Below are 17,935 nucleotides of genomic sequence, written 5' to 3' on the forward strand. Positions count from 1 at the left end.
GAGCAACAGCAAAAATAAAAAGTCGACTGTATTTTTGCATTGACAATGATAGAATACTCCTATAGAATAATGATAATAATTATTGTTTTAAAACTTCTGTTACTCCATAGTAGTAACAGCTTATAGAAAAAGGAGGTAGTATGTCATTATTAAACAAGGAAGTGGAGGATTTTTCCGTTAACGCTTACCACAAGGACAGCTTTTGCACTGTGGAGAAGAAGGACATTTTAGGAAAGTGGTCCGTATTCTTTTTCTATCCCGCGGATTTTAGCTTTGTTTGTCCTACAGAGTTGGAAGATTTGCAGAACAAGTATGCGGAGTTTCAGAAGATTGGCTGTGAAATCTATTCCGTATCTACCGATACTCATTTCGTGCATAAGGCTTGGCACGATGCATCTTCCAAGATTGGAAAATTAAGCTTTCCGATGCTCTCCGATCCCAGCCATAGCCTTTCCAAGGCCTTTGAAGTATTTCCGGAGAACGGAAGCCTTGCAGAAAGAGGAAGTTTCATTGTGAATCCGGAAGGAAAGATTGTAACCTATGAAGTAAGTGCCGGAAATATCGGAAGAAATGCGGATGAGCTTCTTCGTAAGGTTCAGGCCTGCCAGTTTGTAGCTGAGCATGGCAATGAAGTTTGCCCTGCAAGATGGACACCGGGAGAAAAGACCTTAAAGCCCGGAATTGACTTAGTTGGAAAGATTTAATAAAGAATTGAATCAAGAGATTTTCCCATTCGCAATTCTGTGTTAGAATTCTGCGAATGGGATTTTTTATTCTTAACGAGTATCCTACGGGTAGCGTGCAATCTCTCGTTTGCTATGAACTTCTTCATGTAGGGGAAGATTATAAAATGTAGGGTGAGATTATAAATCTTCTGAAATATAGTTTAGAAATATAGTTTAGAAATATAGTTTAGAAATATAGTTTAGAAATATAGGGGAATAAGGGGAAAGTATGGGATTTCTCTTTGAAGAGAAAGAAGATAGGAATGGAAAATATGCGGAAATCACCGGATATGAGGGACGTATCCGTCATTTGCTGATTCCGAAAATGGTGGAAAACGAAGCGGGACTCATCCTTCCGGTGCGGGTGATTGGCAGCCATGCCTTTGACGGCAGGGAGGATTTATGCTCGGTGGAGCTTCCGGAGACGGTGCACACCCTAAGAAGTTTTTCCTTTTTTAACTGTGTTCACCTTTCTCATATTCGTCTCTTTGACAGCATTGAAGATTATTATGACGGCAGCTTCCGGCAGTGCAGAAGTCTGCAGGAAATTGATGTACATTTGCTTAGAGAGGGACGTTTTCAGATTCTTAGAGATATCTTAGGGGACAGTGACAGGCAGATTCTTCTGCATCTGACGATGGAAAAAGGGGAGTGTGCCCTGCTTTTTCCCGGATATGTGGATAAGGTTCGGGAAAATACCATGGCCAGGCAGATTCACGATACGATAGAGGGCTGCGGCTACAGCTACAGGCAAACAGTAGGTCGTTCCCAAATAGATTTTCGTCTTTATGATAAGCATTTCCAAAGGGCTACCTATGATACCAAAGAGGCGGCGGTGTTGATTGCCCTTTGCAGACTCCGATATCCTATGGAATTACTGGACTGGGCCAAGGAAGAGTATCTTCATTTTTTGAAAGAAGAAGGAGAATTCTCCATTTCCTTTCTCTTGGAAGAGGGAGAAGAGGAGTGGATTCGTTATTATTTGTCTTTGGAAATTTTGTCTAAGGAGGCCTGCGAGAAGGCTCTTTCTCTCTTGTGGAAGCAGGAGCATCCGGAGCTTACGGCCCTGTTTTTAGCTTATCAGGAAAAGCATTTTCCCAAGAAAAAGGAGGAGATGTTCTTTGATATTTCGGATTTGTAAGAGGAAAAGTTTAGGGAAGAATGATTTGGAAGAAATGATGCGGGATAATGCTCGCTGATTGAGCGAAATTCTCGTGGATATAGTAATTTTGTGAAATTGTGTATGGAAAGGAAGGAAAATGAAGGGAAAGAGGGAAGAAAGACGTCCTACCGCCCAGGGAAGTTTAAATGACCTTGGCAGCAGGATTTTAAATCAATCTCGTTATGAACTAAGTCTTTCCATGCGGCATTTGGCAAGAGCTTTGGATAGGCTTCCCTATGAGATGGATTTTAATACCCAAAGGATGGGAACAGAGGGGGAGCGGATTCATTTTCATCCCGAGTTCATCTTCCAGCTTTTTATGGAAAGCCCCCAAAAGTTAAATCGTCTTTATATGCATAGCCTGCTCCATTGCCTTTTTCGGCATATGTTTAAAAATGAAGATAAGAAGGAAGAGCTTTGGAACATGGCCTGTGATATTCATGTGGAATATGTGTTGGATTCTTTGGATGTGGATTTACTGAAAAGACCTGCGGGGGAATATCGGGAGAATACCTTCCAAAGATTGGAAGAGAAAATCAAAACCTTAAGTGCGGAGCGAATTTATCAGTATTTGGAAGAGGCGGATTTGGATTATGATGCCTGGGAACGCTTAGAACGGGAGTTTTACAAGGACGACCATGTATTTTGGAAGGTCATAGACAGAAAGGATGCTCCCGGACAGGAAGGAGAGGGGGATAGCGATGGGGCGCCCCTTCCTTTGCCGGAGGATTTTACGCCCAATGACAACCCTTCCGGGGAAGAGAATGAGGGGGAGAAAAAGGACAGTGGTGATAATACTTCGGCTGAGCATTCTGAAGAGAAGGATTCTAAGGACGAAGATTCCAAAGATAGAGATTCTCAAAATACAGATTCTCAAAATAAAGATTCCAAAGATATAGAATCCCAAAATACCGAATCTCAAAATACAGATTCTAAAGATATAGATCCTAATGCGAAGGATGGTTCTGCTCAGGAATCTATGCCTTCTAAAGACTCTTCCGGGGACAGGAAAGCTCCTTTTCATGAAGATAAGCAAGGAGAGGATTCTTCTAGGGGACAGCAGGGGGATAGAAAAGAGGAAGAAAGACAGCGTAAGGAGCAGGAGGAGAGAGAAGAGCGGGAAGCAAAGAAAAAGCGAGATGCGCTTTCCAAGGAATGGGAGGACATCAGTAAAAGGACGGAGCAGGAAATCGAACATTCCTCTAAGGAAAAACAAGAGGAACAGGGGAGTCTGGCTTGGTTTTTGCGTTTGGAACAGAAGAAATATACGGATTTTAGGGATTTTCTTAGGAGGTTGTCCGTGGATCGGGAAGAGATGGAAGTAGATTTGGATTCCTTTGACTACGGCTATTATTACTATGGTTTAGAGCAGTACGGAAATATGCCCCTTATCGAGGAAAACGAGTATAGAGAAGGCAGAAAGTTGCAGGAGCTGGTCATTGCCATTGACACCTCTCATTCCACCAAGGGGGAGATGGTTAAGGGCTTTTTGGAGGAAACTGCCGGCATTTTAAAGCAAAAGGACGCCTTTTTCCAAAAGGTAAAGGTACATATCCTGGAATGTGATGATGAATTACGGAAAGACATTTGTCTGGAAAATGTAGAGGATTTAGAACAATACAGCAAAAATTTTGCGGTAAAGGGAGGCTACGGAACGGACTTCCGCCCGGTTTTCCGCTATGTTTCGGATTTACAGAAACGGGGAGAACTGAAGAATTTAAAGGGGCTAATGTATTTTACCGATGGGAAGGGGCGTTATCCCAAGGAGGCACCGCCCTATGTTACCGCCTTTGTCTTCCCCAAGGGAGAGGATATTGATGATGACAATGTTCCCTTCTGGGCGATGAAGCTGTACCAAAGGGAGAAGGATTAGTAAAAAAGCGAAGAGACTATAAGGAGAACTTTATGAATATAGAAGAAGCAAAAGAAGAAATCAAAAGGACGGTGAAGGCCTATCACCAAAAGGATGCCTCCGGTTGCTATAAAATTCCGGTGGAAAGGCAAAGACCTTTGTTCTTGATGGGACCTCCGGGAATCGGAAAAACCGCTATCGTGGAGCAGGTGGCAGAGGAGCTGGGCATCAATCTGATTTCCTACACCATTACCCACCATACCAGACAGTCTGCCATCGGACTGCCCTATATTTCCAAGAAAATGTATGGAGACAGGGAGGTTTCTATTACGGAATATACCATGTCGGAGATTGTGGCCTCCGTTTATGAACAAATTGAAAAGACCGGCATTTCCGAAGGAATCCTCTTCCTGGATGAAATCAATGCGGTGTCGGAAACATTGGCACCTACCATGCTGCAATTTCTTCAGTATAAGACCTTCGGTATGCATCAGGTTCCGGAGGGCTTTGTGCTGGTGACTGCAGGAAACCCTACAGAGTATAACAAATCCGTTCGGGACTTTGACATTGTAACCTTGGACAGACTGCGAAAAATCGAGATTCAGGAGGATTTTTCCAGCTTTAAAAACTATGCCTATAATGCAGGGCTTCATTCTGCCATCCTTTCCTACCTGGAAATCAAGAAGGAAAATTTCTACTTTGTAAAGCAGGATTTAGACGGAAAACGCTTTGTTACCGCCAGAGCCTGGGAGGATTTGTCCAAAATTATGCAGGTCTACGAGGAGCTTCATTATCCTTTGGAAGAAAAGCTGATGGCGGAATATCTTGCAGATGAAGAGGTGGCTAAGGACTTTGCCCTTTATTATGACCTGTATTGCAAATACAGAGAAATCTATCATGTACCGGATATTTTGGCAGGAAAAGAAATCAAGGATGTCAGTCTCTTTGTACAGGCTCCCTTTGACGAAAAAATCAGCTTGCTATCCCTTTTGGTGGAGGCTTTGCAGAATGGATTTTATCGTTACAAGCAGGAACAAAAAGAACAGGAGCATATCTTCGGTCTCTTAAAGAAGGCGAAGGAGAAAATGCAGGAGCTTCCCTTGGAGCAGGTACTGGGGCAGGAAGAAAGGACTTTGGAGCAACAGAGAAAACGGGCTAAGGAAGCAAAAATGCTTTCCAAAGATCAGGAAAAGCGCTATGCCCATCTGCTTAGCACCCTGTCGGAGTACTTAAAGCTTTTACAGGAACAAAGCCAAGCCTCAGAGGAGGAAAAGTTCGGGCTTCTGAAGTTTGCTTTCCAAGAGAAAGAAGAGGCAAGAAAGAAGGATGTGGAAGAAACCGGGAAGATGCTCAGCAACGCTCTTCACTTCTTAGGAGAAGTCTTTGGAGAAGGACAGGAGTTGCTGCTCTTCTTATCGGAGCTTAGTAAGAGTAAGTATGCCTTGGCCTTCTTGTCCGAGGTAGGAAATGAAACCTATTCACAGTATAACCAGTACCTTTTATTGCAGGATCAGAAGAAGTCCTTGCAGGAAGAGCTTAGGGCGCAAATGGAGCTGTAAGAAGAAAATATTTCCGGATTTTTTATCATTAGCTTTAATGGCTCCCCGGAATTTAGGGATAGTATAAGAATATTTGATAAATGCACTGCATAAAATTATAAACATAATTTTTGCTTTTTCCTAGCCTTTTTTCTTGCTTTGTCTTAATATAAAGAAGATAAACCAAGCTGTTTAGATGCAGTTTTATATACATTTTTGTTGAGAAAGAGTAGGGCGCTATGGGAAAGAGACCAAGAATCAAATTAACGGTTACCGACAGAAGAGGCAAGATGGGCTGCCATAGAGGACACCATGTAGGACAGACCTTTGATTTTGATACGGAGCGGGGAGAGATTTGCCCTATGGCCATGCACTGTGCCTTTCCTTATATTGATATATTACGTTACGGCGGAAAGATTCCCGGACAAGAAGAAGGAACAGCAGAGTTTTGCTGTTCCGATGCAGATACCATTATGGTATTTAAGGCAGAAATTGTAGAAGACGAAGAAGCTAATCCCAAGCTTTAGAAGATAAAGCCATATTTATGGAGAAGCTTCTTCGCCATTTCACAATCTTCTCCAGTGTAGAAGGAGATTTGCAGGGCACCTTCCCCTTTTTCACGGTTATGATTGATGCCGAGATTTCGGATGCTGACCATATTGGAAGCCAGAATGGTGGAAATAATGGAAATGGCTCCCGGATGATCCTGCACATGAAGAGAAATTGCATATTCGCTATGAATCAGCCCCTGGGCGGAGCTGTCCATGGAATTCCGGTATTCTCCGGATTCCCGGAAGAGCTCTGCAATACCCTGGGGCTCTTCTTTTTCTATGGAAGCTTTGATTTCCTCCAGTAAATCTTGGTAATGGGCAATCATTTGCAGAATCGGTTCCTTATTACTGAGGCAGATTTGCTGCCACATAATGGGAGAAGAGGAGGCGATACGGCTAATGTCTTTAAAGCCTCCGGCAGCCAGCTTTTTCATGGTCCCCTTCTCATCCTCTTCCTTCAGAAGCTTTACAAGACTTGCAGCAATCAGGTGGGGGAGATGACTCACACAGGCTACAGCCTTATCATGCTCCTCCGGACTCATCACAAAGGGAATGCTGCCAATGGAGGAGAGGAAACTTTTCATTTTCTCGATAGACTCTGTAGGAAAGCCCTGCCCCGGAGTCAGGAGATAATAAGCATTTTCCAAAAGAAGATAGTCGGAGGCTTGGTATCCGGAAGACTCCGAACCTGCCATAGGGTGTCCACCGCAAAAACGGGAGGCAAGTCCTAAAGCTTCCGCTTCTTCCATAATGGAGCGTTTGGTGGAACCCACATCAGTCAGCAGGGTATGAGAGGAAAGCTTAGGTGCCAGTTCCCGTAAGAATATTCGGTTCCATTCCACCGGAGTGCACAAAAAGAGAAGCTCCGTATCCGAAGGGATTTCTTCAATACTTTGCAGTCCTTTCTCCACGATTCCCTCCGAAATGGCCATGTCTACGGAATGTTGATCCTTATCCAGTACGGAAATTTTTGCCTGCGGGTACTTTTTTTTGATGGCTTTCGCAATGGATCCCCCGATCAAACCCAAGCCGATTAATGTAAAGTTTTGCCATTCCATATCGAAATCCCCCTTAGTACATACAGTATTTCCAAATTATACAGGAAAATGCCGGAGAAGAAAAGAAAGGGGAAGGCATCCTCTTTTATCCCTTAATTCCTGATTGTGCCACCCCTTCGATAAACTGTTTTTGGAAGAGGAAGAAAATCAAAATGACGGGAATCACCGCCATCACCGCTCCCGCCATCTGCATGGGATACTGGGTGGTGTACTGGCCCTGTAAGGTGGAGAGGGCAGGTCCCAGAATCATGTTTTTGGGAGAGGTGTTTACAATGAGGGGCCACATAAAGTCATTCCAAGCAAATTTAAAGGTGAAAATGCTTAAGGTCACAAGCCCCGGTTTCACCAAGGGTAACATGATTTTCCCGAAAATCTGATAGCGGTTGCAACCGTCAATAATGGCCGCTTCTTCCAGTTCCTCCGGTAGGGAGAGGAAAAATTGCCGCATCAAGAAGGTTCCGAAGGCGCTGAAAAGGTTCGGAATAAAGAGGGCGGGGATACTATCCAAAAGCCCCATTTTCTGAATAATCAGATACTGAGGAATCAGGAAAATCTGTCCCGGCACCATAAGGACGGAAAGCAGCAGAATAAAGATGAGATTTTTAAAGGGAAACTTTATTCTGGCAAAGGCATAGCCCGCCATGGCGCAGAAGAGTAGCTGTGCCACTACCGTAATCACTGTAGATAAAATCGTATTAAAATAAATCCTTGCAAAGGGCAGGGAACTTACAATCTGGGTATAAGCCACAGTAATAAATTTCTTTGGGAAAATGGTGGGTGGTATTTGCATGGCTTCACCGCTGGTCTTAAAGGAGGTCAGCACCATCCAAAGAAAGGGGAAGATGGTTACGCCGAGACCGGCAAATAAAACCAAATGAACAAGGAGCTTTTTCCAAGAAAATTTCTGATTCATCATGTTCCTCCTTTCTAATAATTTACCCACTTCTTTTGTACAGAGAACTGTATCAAGGTAATCAGCATAATTACAGCAAAAATCAAGATGGAAATGGCCGCCGCATAGCCCTTATAGCCGTAATCAAAGGCCTGTCGGTAGAAGAGCATCACCACAGTCTGGGTGGATTCATAGGCAGGATTTGATTTCAATACCATCATATACACTACATCAAAGACCTGAAAGGCGCTGATAATGGAGGTAATCATGACAAAGAAAATGGTGGGGGTCAGTAAGGGGATGGTAATCTTAAAAAACTGAGTCAGGGAACCTGCACCGTCAATGGCTGCCGCCTCATAATAGGTTTTGGATATTCCCTGCATACCGGCTAGAAGAATAATCATGTTATAACCTACAGTCATCCAAAGTCCTACCAGCATAATGACGAAAATAGCGGTTTTGGAATTGGTTAGCCAGCCGATTCGAGGGCCTCCGAAGGAGGTGATTACAGCATTTAAAATGCCCATTTTCTCGTTAAAAACCCATTTCCAAACCATGGCAACAGCCGCCGCCATGGTGACGGAGGGAAGGAAGTATAGGGTGCGGTAAATAGACTTTCCTTTTATCTTGGCATTCAGCAAGGCCGCAATGACCAGAGAAAGAAAGAGGCCTACCGGCACGGTCACTACCACATATTTCAGGGTGTTTCCAAAGCTTTGAAAAACCTCTTTGTCGGAAAGCATCTGGCGATAGTTATCCAAGCCGATAAAATGGGTTACATTGAACTTATTGACATCGTTAAAACTGAACCAAAAGTTTTGGATGAAGGGCCAAATATAAAAGACCATAAGTCCTATGGTGACCGGGGCAATAAAAATATAAGCTGCAATCCAGTCTTTTACCTTCCAGGATAGTCCGGCCTTTTTCCCTTGTAATTTCTCCGCTGATTTCATATTTACTCCTTTACCCTAAAGAGAAAATATCCCGGAAGCTTTTTCTCCCGGGATAGTAAAGCTTATTGATTCTTGGCAAGGAATGCATCAGCTTCCGTCTTTAAAGCCTTACAAGCCTCTGCAAGACTTTCCTCTCCGCTATAGGCCTTTTGTAAAGCCTTAGATTCCATATCGTAGAGCTGTGCCGCATTTTTACATACAGGAAGGGGATATGCCTTGTCTGTGTGGGCGGTATAGACTGCTAAAGCATACTTGTCGCTGGACTTGGCAAAGAGATCCTGAGATTCATTTCTTGCGGAAATAACCACACCGGTATTTCCTTGAATGTCCATAGCTTCCTTACTGCTGAGCCAGATGGCGAAATCTGTAGCTGCTTCCTTATTCTTACTTCCCTCGTAAACCGCAAAGCCCAAACCGTTGATACAGTTTGTGTCTACTCCATTAAAGCTGGGAAGCTCTACACAATCAATCTTATCCTTGATATTGTCGTTGGAAGTATACTCGGGAACCATATAGGATCCGGCAAAGGTCATTGCCAGCTGTCCCCCTTCAAACATGGCATCTGCAGAGGTCTCGGAAAGAGCTGCAGAGCTGGGAGATAGTTCCTTATCAATCATATCAATCCAGCACTGAATTCCGCCCTGGGTTTTGGGATCCTCATATCCGGAAGTTTTCTTGTCTTCACTGAGAATCCAACCACCGTTGGCAAAAACGGTCTGATAGTACCAGGTTTGGAAGTCTACAGGGCAGGCAAAGGGATAAACACCCTCATCCAGACCTGCCTGCTTCAACTCCTCAGCCTTAGCTACCAAGTCCTCATAGCTCATATCGTTTGTGGGATAGCTTACACCGGCCTCATCAAAGATTTCCTTGTTGTACCAAAGGGCATTGGTATCAAAATCCTTAGGAACGGCGTAGTTCTTTCCGTCACGAACATAGTTGTTTACCAAAGACTCAGGGAAATTATCCTTAATATCGGACTTGGCGATAGCATCGCTAAGATCTGCCAGGATTCCCCCATCCACATAGCTGTCGGTATGGAGTACATTTAACCAGAATACATCAGGAGCCTTTCCGCCTGTGGCAGCAGCCTCCAGCTTGGTCCAGTATTCTCCGCCCTTATAGGGGGTAAGCTGTACTTCAATGCTGACATCCGGATGAGCCTTGGTATAAGCTTCTGCTAAAGACTCGGTCATGGCTCTTTGCTTTTCATCCCAAATTGCCATGGAAAGGGCTACTTTTCCTTCGGACTTTGCTTCTCCGGAAGCACTTTCTCCGCTTGCTGCCTTATTCCCGCAGGAAGCCAATGCAGTAGTTCCCATGGCTAATAGGGTAGCCAATGCCAAGAGTTTTTCTGTTCTTTTTTTCATAATTTTCTCCTTTGCTCTTGCTTTATTCTTTACAAGTCTTGCAAAAGTGATTTGCAAGCACTTGCGATGAACCAATTTTTTCTGAAACGAACTACAGTTTATGAATGGGTATATGCTTTATGAAGAGGCATATACTTTATAAAAAGGAATGTTCTGTGTGAAACAAGATACATTTTTGAAGCGAAATGGAGGCATCCAAAGCTTCTTTCCTAGCGGAATAGTCCGGCTTAGTCTTTAGAAATTCTATAACTACCTGTCTGTAAATCCACCTCTACAGCATATCCGTTTGCAAATGTAGATCGTTGCCGATATCCCTTATCATCCAGAATTTCATGCTTTACAAGCTCGGTATCTCCCACATTTTCATGGAAATCGCTAACGATGCGTACCCTTTCCAAATGCTTTTCCCAAGGCATTTCCTCTTCCAAAGTAAAGGCTCCGTCAATGCCGAGATAGGCCGGATCTCGAATAAGATAAGGGGCACCGCCGTTTAGCAGGGCATAAAGCATATAATCCTCCTCTGGCAGCTTTTCCATCATCCAGGGAATAACCAGACAGTCATGGTAGACCAGATTAAACATGGGGATGGGGATTCCGTACTTGGGGCTTCCCGGCTCCCGAAGCATAAAGTCATAGGGAGCGTAGTGGCAGAAAACCAGCCAAGGGACAGCCCAATCATTTACCTCTTCGGAGCTTGGCAAAATGTCTTTACTCAGAAGATAACGGAAGCACTGGCATCGGTATTCATAGGAATCTTTGCGGCGCATTTTATGCCTGGGATTTGCACATTCATCTCCCTCGTTACAGGTAAAGACATCAAGATAAGCTCCGTCTAAATGTATTCCCTCTCCCAAGAGTCTCTCAAAGTTTCTTCGGACATAGTAGGTAGCCTGACTGGTACAGAGGTAGGCTTGGGGACCGCCTGCCCATCGGGCGTGGGTGAAAATGCTGCCATCGGGACTTTTGCAGGCAAGGTCGTCTTGATAGCTTTCCGCCTTTTTATAGAAATCTCTGTACTGGTCATGGATACCGAAGAGGAAGCCCAGTTCTTTCATGGTATCGGACAATTCCCGCATACCTTCCCAACCACCGGCTTCTATGCAGGCAGGCCCCACATCCGGGTGCTTATTATCGTAGCCAGCATCTCCCCAGCCATCCAAATGGAAGTAGAGCTTCTCTACGCCATCCGCTTTTAGGGCTCTCATTTCCTCTGCCCTTTTTCGGAAAGTAGTGAGGTGGTTATTTTTATCCGGAGCATTCTTGTCAAAGAATTCCGAATCCGGCTGGACACAGGTTTTAATCCCTTTATGGACAAAGGAAGCTCCCAAAAGTTTTCCTATAGAAGGATTAGCAACTTCCTTTTCCTTTAGTGTTTTTAGCTTGCCTTCCTCCCTTGCCAGCTTCCGATAAGTCTTTAAAAGACTGTTGTAGTCGCAATTTGATAGGAAGAGATAGCGCACAATCCGCCGATATTCCATTTGCCCAAGACTGGGTTCAATACGAAATTCTATGCTGGTTTCCATGCTACCTGCTTCATGTACCGCTTCATAGCCCATGTTCCAAGGGGTAAGACTTTCCGCAAGATAGCCCTCCCCATCCTTGATTTGTCCGAAAATTGGGAGGTAGGCGCTGGCTGTACCGAAGCGTCCCTTAAAGCCGTCCTGATGAAAGCTTACGTCCCAGGTATTGGGAATCAGGAGGCCCTGCTCCTTAGGGATAATACTGTACCAGGAAGAGCTTTCCTTCTGAAAAGAGAAAGGTCCCGGAAAGAGGATTTTATCAATATAATCTATAGGCGCTTCTGTTAAGGGAATCCATTCAAAATAGACCTGCTTTGTGCTGTACTCAATCCAGACATAGGTTTCAAAAGAGAAGGAGAGAAGCTCTTCTTTTTTATTGTTATAGGACGAAGGGAGAATAAAATCTTTGTAAATGCTACGAATTCCTTCCCCTACACCGGTATGAATCAGCTCATGGCTTTTGCTCTTGGCATCTTTAAAGTAGAGAAGAGACCTTGCCGGTTCATCTTGCTTTTTCCCTACCGTAGCGATCTCGTTACCCTGTTTGGCTCCGGTAGATAAGTTAACCTTCTTTTCCTGCAAAACAATATAAGGAGAAAAATCTGCCTTTGTTTCCCATTTGGTCTTTCCGGTGTCAATAGAGTATCGTAGGGTGTCTTGATTAAACTCTAATAAAATATCTTCAAAAGAAAGCTGTATTTTTGATGGATTCATATTCTTTGCGCTCCCTAAAAAGTATTTTCCATAGAAATATTATGCTATATTATATCCTTTTTTTTGGTTTTATTTGTTGAAATATACTGTAAAATAGCTTTTTGTGCAAATACTACATTGAAATGTGCAAATGGAAATAAAGAAGAAACAAAAAGAAAAAGAGGCTTTATAAAAGCCCCTTTAATGGTTTTAATAAAACTAATTTTCCAATAAAAAATCGAGGTGACAAGATTCGAACTTGCGACCCCCTGGTCCCAAACCAGGTGCTCTACCAAACTGAGCCACACCTCGGAGTTCCTTCCGTAGAGGAAAGGAACGTCGTTATATTACCCTAAAAGTGAATATTTTGTCAATAGAATTTTCAGAATTTTGATCATAAAAATTTTGAAATTGTTTAGAAAAATGGAGGTAGAAGAAAAGCTTCTACCTCCTGTATTTCTATTACATTTATTCCTCCGGAATAGCCTTTCGAACAGCTTCTACCAAAGCATTTCTACTAAAAGTGCATCCCGCAACTGCATCGATGTCATCTACAGTATCTCTGTTCTTTCCCGTTAAAGCAGGCATAGAACTTCTTCTTACATTGTCCCAGAAGCCGGAATTGCTTCCGGAAAAAGTATCATTATCCTCTACCTTGAGAATCTTCTTTGCCTTGCTATCCCAAGTTACCTTTACCTTTACGGTGTAGTCATAGGGGACAACTTCGCTTTCTCCATAGAAGGTTTTGATATAGCTGGGATCTGTCTCTTCCTTAGGCTTCTCTGCCGGATTGCTTTCCTCCTCCTTCTTAGGATCTTCGGGAGTGGTATTTTCCGTATCCTCCTCATATTTCCAAATGAAGGTCAAATTCATTTTTCCCCACTGAGGATGGGGATTCTTAAGGTTTACCATAAGGCTGGATATTTTATCGGGATTCCAAGCGACATGATTCTGGGGAAGCTCCTTGCCCTTTTGGTTTTTAACAACTACGCTGTAATCGCTGGTGAAATTTCTCTTCTTTTTGCCCGGAATAGAAACATCATATGTTAAACGTCCCTTTGCAGCTTGAATCTGCTCTTTGGAAATGTCTTTTTCCACAAGTTTTTCTCCGTGCCAAAAAACTTCTGCATGGCTGGGAAGAAGATCATCTACTGAGCTTTCATCTCCTGTGGAAGGTTTAGTTTCCGTCGGATCCTCTTCATAGCTCCAGACATAGTCTATCCGCATGGGAGTCCATTCAGGATTTACCTTTTTCAATTGGATGTGAATTCTGGCATGACTATTAGAGCTATAGTCTTTAAGTTCAAAGGGGAGATTTTCACCTTTGCTGTTTTTTATTACTATGGTAAAGTTATCCTCTTTGTTCTGTCCTTTCATTTTTGCAGGAACCTTTACACCTTTGAAGATAAGTTGTCCTTTGCGTTTCTTCACTTCTTCCAAGCTGTAGTCTTTATCTACAATCTTTTCTCCACGCCAATATACTTCTACGTGTCTCGGGATTACTGCTTCAACGGATTCTTCCGTGGTGGTAGTGCTATCCTTTGGCTTCTCAATGGTAGAAGAGGACGCGGTCTCGTCCTTTTTCGGAGTCTCCTCTTTAGGAGTCTCCGGCTTCGTATCAGGTTTTGGAGTGTCTGGCTTTGGTGTTTCGGGTTTAGGCTTCTCAGTTTCTTCCTTTTCAACCGGTGCATTTTCCTCGAACTTAAAGTTTAAAGAGAAGGTTCCGGTTCCTACAAAGTTACTGGAGCTGTAGTTCGGGAATTCTACACGGAACATAATTCCCCTGCTGGTACTCACTGCTGTTAACTCTTCACCGTCCTTATTATAGGCCTTTGCCATAAACTCCTTGGCGTTCCAAGCTTCTTGGAACTTCTTGGGAACAGACTGATTAAAACGCTTAATTCCTCCGCTACTCTGTTCCCATTCTTCCTGCGTAAAGCTATAGCGCTTTACCAGTTCTCCTGCCTTGGTACGAATCTCCACCTTGGCGGGAACCTGATTAGCCAGATCCTTTACATTTACGGTAAAGCTCTGGGATAAATCCACGTCGCCCTTTTGATAGTGAACGGTAACGGTGTTTTCGCCTACAGTATTTAAGCTTGTGTTATTTTCCGGAGTGGAGCTAAAGCCTGCGGCCTTTGCCAGCTCCCAGTTTTGGTACAGCTTATTGTTACCCTGCTCCGTTACAGCTTCTACGATTAAATCATCAATCTTTAGAGCATCTCCCACATGATATTCCTTCTTTGCCAAATGAGAGTCCAGCTTAAAGGAAGCGATGGGGGAGTTATCCTTGCTCGTGTCCACCTTTACGGTGTAAAGCTCATAACCCCAGGAGCTGAAGCCTTCGTGAGGTACGTTCTTTAAGGAGAAGCTCCACTGGTTGGCTGTGGCATCGTAAACGGATCTTGCCACTTCCTTGTCTCCATCCATTAAGTGCATGTGGTCAATCTTTCCCTTGGCGGGAATGGTATACCGGAAGTTCTCTTTATCCAGTGAAATGGTGTAGCTGTCTCCATTTGCGTAATGTACGTGGATTTCTGTAGGATATTTCTTGCGAATCTCCGCTCTCGGTACGATGGCGCTGACCAAGTCGATATCCATATCCTTTTGCAGAAAATGTACCAGAATCTCCTTGGTTCCTTCCTTAATGGGAGAGCCCTGTGCAGGACTGGTGCTGATACCGTACTGCGTAAATTCCTCGGGACTTACAACCTTCGTTTCTCCATTGGGAAAATGTAGCTTTAGGCGAGTTTCGCTTAAATCCAAAGTCTTACCGCTCTGACTGGGGTTAGGGCGGCTTGCAAATTCCATATAGCTAAAGGGGAAAGCCTCCCGACCTTCTTGCTTCTTCGCCTGATTTAAAGCATTTTCCAGGGCGGAGGTATGGGAACGAAGGGTTCTGGTGGCTCCTGCCAATCCGTCATAATACTTTCCACTCTTACCGTTAACGGATTTTTTCACTTCGTCAACAGAGTTCAGGCCCTTGACTCTTTCCAAAAGTTGATCTCTGTATTTGGCAAAAAAATCCGGCTGTGTGTCATCGGTAAAAACAACACTTTCTGCGGAAGCAATCTTTCCGTTTTCAATCCGAACCTTTACGATATTCGCTCCCTTTTCCTGAAAATGGATGCCTTCCTTGGCGGTTCCATAGTAAATCCCATCGGTCAGCTGATTCTCCTCCTTAGGTTTTTCGGGATTTGGTGTTTCCGGATTTACTTTCTCGTTTTCTTCCTTTTCTTCCGGAGCATTTTCCTCGAACTTAAAGCTAAGGCTTAACATAGCATTTTGATAAGCGATGTCATGGGTGTAGTCCGGGAACTGAACACGGAAAAGAAGTCCTTTTCTGTTGATTTCCACCTTCAATTCGTCGCCATCCTTATTGAAGGCTTTTGCGGTAAATTCCTTGTTGTTCCATGCTGTTTCAAACTTCTTGGGAACAGGAACCTGCACATAGGAAAGCATACCCTGTTTTTCTTCCCATTGAGCTTTGGTAAAGCTGTAGCGCTTTACCAGTTCTCCCGCCTTGGTACGAATCTCTACTTTAGCAGGAACCTGATTAGCCAGATCTTTTACGTTTACGGTAAAAGTCTGAGATAAGTCCACGCCGCCCTTTTGGTAGCGAACAGTAATGGTATTTTCTCCCACGGTGTTTAATGTAGTGTTATTTTCAGGGCTGACACTAAAGCCTGCGGCCTTGGCCAAATCCCAGTTCTGGTAAATCTTATTGTTTCCCTGCTCGGTAACCGCCTCTACGATTAAGTCATTAATCTTTAAAGCATCTCCCACGTGGTATTCCTTCTTTGCCAAATGGGTATCCAGCGTAAAGGAAGCGATGGGGGAAGTATCCTGACTGGTATCTACCTTTACGGTATAAAGCTCATAGCCCCAGGAACTGAAGCCCTCATGGGGAACATCCTTTAAGGAGAAGCTCCACTGGTTGGCAGCGGCATCATACTGAGATCTAGCCACTTCCTTATTTCCGTCCATTAGGTGCATATGGTCAATCTTTCCCTTGGCAGGAATGGTGTAACGGAAGTTTTCCTTATCCAAAGAGAGAGTATAACTGTCTCCATCTGTATAGTGTACATGGATTTCTGTGGGGTATTTCTTTCGAATCTCTGCTCTTGGCACAATGGCACTTACCAGGTCAATCTCCATATCCTTTTGCAGGAAATGCACCAGAATTTCCTTGGTTCCTTCCTTAATAGGAGAGCCCTGAGCAGGACTGCTTGTGATACCATACTGTGCAAAGTCTTCCGGACCAACAACTTTACTTTCTCCATTTTGGAAATGAAGCTTTAAGCGAGTTGCACTAAGGTCTAAGCTCTTACCACTTTGACTGGGATTGGGACGGCTTTCAAACTCCATATAGCTAAAGGGATATTCCTTGTTGCCTTCCTTCTTTTTCGCCTGGCTTAAGGCATTTTCCACTGCGGAGGTATGGGAACGGAGAGTTCTGGTAGCCCCTGCCAATCCGTCATAGTATTTTCCGCTCTTTCCTGTAACAGATTTTTTTACCTCTTCAACCGAATCTAGTCCCTTTACTCTTTCCAGAAGCTGATCTCTGTAGTTCGCGAAAAATTCCGGCTCTGTATCATCGGTAAAAACCACGCTTTCTGCAGAGACGATTTTTCCATTTTCAATTCGAACCTTAACAATATTTGGACCTTTTTCTTGGAAGTGGATCCCCTCCTTGGAAGTTCCGAAATAAACACCGTCCATAAGACTTTGCTTTTTTTCCTCTTCCTTAGGAGTCTCAGGCTTCGTATCCTCCTTAGGAACTTCAGGTTTCTTATCTTCCTTGGGACTTTCAGGTTTTTTATCTTCCTTCGGCTGTTCCGGCTTTGCCTCCTCCTTTGGGGGTTGAATCTGGCTGTCGGAACTGCTTCTACGGGAACGGCTTCTATAAGGGGAATCGCTAGAAGCGGAGGGGAGTGTTCTGCTGACACCGGCAACGCTTTGGCCGCTTTCTGTGCCGGGAAGTCCTTTTCCGGCTTCATACACTACCTTGCCATTGGAAAGGTAGCGTCCGTTTTCGTCCAGCTGATAGCCATCCTTGCTGCCGGATAGCTTTAACTCTCCCAGAGTCTTAGGATCTTCCGCTTCAAAGAAATAGCAGTAACCGTCAATCCATTGCCATCCGGTAAGTAATTTTCCGAATTGCCCATTGTGCAGAGTGTTAAGAAAATATTTCTTTCCGTTCAAACTCAGCCATCCAGACTGGAGCTCTCCTGATTCTTTGTGGAGGTAATACCAGTCACCATCAGAAACAATCCATTCCTTTCGTAAGCTGTCTTCATATTTTCCATAATACCATTTTCCGGAACGGTTAAACCATTGTCCAACGGTGTTTGCCGGGCTGGCCAAGCTGATACCGGGGATCAGCAGTGCGGTGGCTATGGAAAGGACAGCGCATGAAAATGCTTTCCTTTTCATAAGGAACTCCTTTCTACCTCTACAAGAGATAGTGCGTGTGATGATATAGTTAGAAATAAAGAAAATGATTGTCTGAAATGTTTGACTAACCACAATCTTCCAAAAGTCCATATATGCGATAATGGAGTTAGTCATTTCTAACCAATAAGAAACGAGATTACCTTAGCATAGTGAAAAAGGCTAGT

The 17,935-nt window shown here is 43.9% G+C and carries 11 protein-coding genes and 1 tRNA gene; 5 read left to right on the forward strand and 7 right to left on the reverse strand.

Annotation, left to right across the window (positions count from 1 at the left end; translation table 11 throughout):
• Nucleotides 1–140 precede the first annotated feature (140 nt).
• The 5 genes from ahpC (at nucleotide 141) to RYO92_RS00190 (ending at nucleotide 5,804) form a co-directional block, all read left to right on the forward strand.
• The gene (gene ahpC, locus RYO92_RS00170; RefSeq protein WP_007157979.1) at nucleotides 141–704 is read left to right on the forward strand and encodes an alkyl hydroperoxide reductase subunit C; all 564 of its coding nucleotides are present in this window, start codon (nucleotides 141–143) and stop codon (nucleotides 702–704) included.
• Nucleotides 705–954: 250 nt separating this feature from the next.
• Complete coding sequence (locus tag RYO92_RS00175) at nucleotides 955–1,866, forward strand: leucine-rich repeat domain-containing protein (RefSeq protein WP_315369080.1); 912 nt, start codon at nucleotides 955–957, stop codon at nucleotides 1,864–1,866.
• A gap of 118 nt (nucleotides 1,867–1,984) precedes the next feature.
• Nucleotides 1,985–3,760, forward strand: coding sequence for a vWA domain-containing protein (locus RYO92_RS00180; RefSeq protein WP_315369081.1), 1,776 nt, complete (start codon nucleotides 1,985–1,987; stop codon nucleotides 3,758–3,760).
• 32 nt (nucleotides 3,761–3,792) lie between these two features.
• Nucleotides 3,793–5,298, forward strand: a complete 1,506-nt coding sequence (locus tag RYO92_RS00185; RefSeq protein WP_315369082.1) for an ATP-binding protein — start codon at nucleotides 3,793–3,795, stop codon at nucleotides 5,296–5,298.
• 218 nt (nucleotides 5,299–5,516) lie between these two features.
• Nucleotides 5,517–5,804, forward strand: coding sequence for a TIGR04076 family protein (locus RYO92_RS00190; RefSeq protein WP_308579699.1), 288 nt, complete (start codon nucleotides 5,517–5,519; stop codon nucleotides 5,802–5,804).
• Here the strand turns inward: RYO92_RS00190 and RYO92_RS00195 are convergent.
• From RYO92_RS00195 to RYO92_RS00225, 7 genes are all read right to left on the reverse strand, one after another.
• The gene (locus tag RYO92_RS00195; RefSeq protein WP_315369083.1) at nucleotides 5,801–6,886 is read right to left on the reverse strand and encodes a prephenate dehydrogenase; all 1,086 of its coding nucleotides are present in this window, start codon (nucleotides 6,884–6,886) and stop codon (nucleotides 5,801–5,803) included. The two genes, RYO92_RS00190 and RYO92_RS00195, sit on opposite strands and share 4 nt — an antisense overlap.
• 85 nt (nucleotides 6,887–6,971) lie before the next feature.
• Entirely contained in the window at nucleotides 6,972–7,799 is an 828-nt protein-coding gene (locus RYO92_RS00200) for a carbohydrate ABC transporter permease (RefSeq protein WP_315365998.1), read from the reverse strand.
• A 14-nt stretch (nucleotides 7,800–7,813) separates the two neighbouring features.
• A complete protein-coding gene (locus RYO92_RS00205; RefSeq protein WP_007157971.1) occupies nucleotides 7,814–8,731 on the reverse strand; it encodes a carbohydrate ABC transporter permease in 918 nt (305 codons plus the stop codon).
• Nucleotides 8,732–8,793: 62 nt separating this feature from the next.
• Nucleotides 8,794–10,101 carry an ABC transporter substrate-binding protein gene (locus tag RYO92_RS00210; protein ID WP_315369084.1) on the reverse strand — a complete coding sequence of 436 codons (1,308 nt, stop codon included), beginning with the start codon at nucleotides 10,099–10,101 and terminating at the stop codon, nucleotides 8,794–8,796.
• Between the two features lie 227 nt (nucleotides 10,102–10,328).
• A complete protein-coding gene (locus RYO92_RS00215) occupies nucleotides 10,329–12,335 on the reverse strand; it encodes a DUF5696 domain-containing protein (RefSeq protein ID WP_315369086.1) in 2,007 nt (668 codons plus the stop codon).
• Nucleotides 12,336–12,552: 217 nt separating this feature from the next.
• Nucleotides 12,553–12,626, reverse strand: a tRNA-Pro gene (locus RYO92_RS00220).
• Between the two features lie 156 nt (nucleotides 12,627–12,782).
• Entirely contained in the window at nucleotides 12,783–17,750 is a 4,968-nt protein-coding gene (locus RYO92_RS00225; protein ID WP_315369087.1) for a bacterial Ig-like domain-containing protein, read from the reverse strand.
• Nucleotides 17,751–17,935: the final 185 nt, after the last annotated feature.

It is taken from the genome of Oribacterium sinus (assembly GCF_963553175.1).
In the GTDB taxonomy this organism is placed as follows: domain Bacteria; phylum Bacillota; class Clostridia; order Lachnospirales; family Lachnospiraceae; genus Oribacterium; species Oribacterium sinus_B.

Excerpts from the sequence above, each read along its gene's own strand:
- RYO92_RS00195 (WP_315369083.1), bottom strand. The coding sequence starts at position 6,886 with ATGGAATGGCAAAACTTTACATTAATCGGCTTGGGTTTGATCGGGGGA.
- RYO92_RS00225 (WP_315369087.1), bottom strand. The coding sequence starts at position 17,750 with ATGAAAAGGAAAGCATTTTCATGCGCTGTCCTTTCCATAGCCACCGCA.
- RYO92_RS00190 (WP_308579699.1), top strand. The coding sequence starts at position 5,517 with ATGGGAAAGAGACCAAGAATCAAATTAACGGTTACCGACAGAAGAGGC.
- ahpC (WP_007157979.1), top strand. The coding sequence starts at position 141 with ATGTCATTATTAAACAAGGAAGTGGAGGATTTTTCCGTTAACGCTTAC.
- RYO92_RS00200 (WP_315365998.1), bottom strand. The coding sequence starts at position 7,799 with ATGAATCAGAAATTTTCTTGGAAAAAGCTCCTTGTTCATTTGGTTTTA.
- RYO92_RS00210 (WP_315369084.1), bottom strand. The coding sequence starts at position 10,101 with ATGAAAAAAAGAACAGAAAAACTCTTGGCATTGGCTACCCTATTAGCC.
- RYO92_RS00185 (WP_315369082.1), top strand. The coding sequence starts at position 3,793 with ATGAATATAGAAGAAGCAAAAGAAGAAATCAAAAGGACGGTGAAGGCC.
- RYO92_RS00180 (WP_315369081.1), top strand. The coding sequence starts at position 1,985 with ATGAAGGGAAAGAGGGAAGAAAGACGTCCTACCGCCCAGGGAAGTTTA.
- RYO92_RS00175 (WP_315369080.1), top strand. The coding sequence starts at position 955 with ATGGGATTTCTCTTTGAAGAGAAAGAAGATAGGAATGGAAAATATGCG.
- RYO92_RS00215 (WP_315369086.1), bottom strand. The coding sequence starts at position 12,335 with ATGAATCCATCAAAAATACAGCTTTCTTTTGAAGATATTTTATTAGAG.
- RYO92_RS00205 (WP_007157971.1), bottom strand. The coding sequence starts at position 8,731 with ATGAAATCAGCGGAGAAATTACAAGGGAAAAAGGCCGGACTATCCTGG.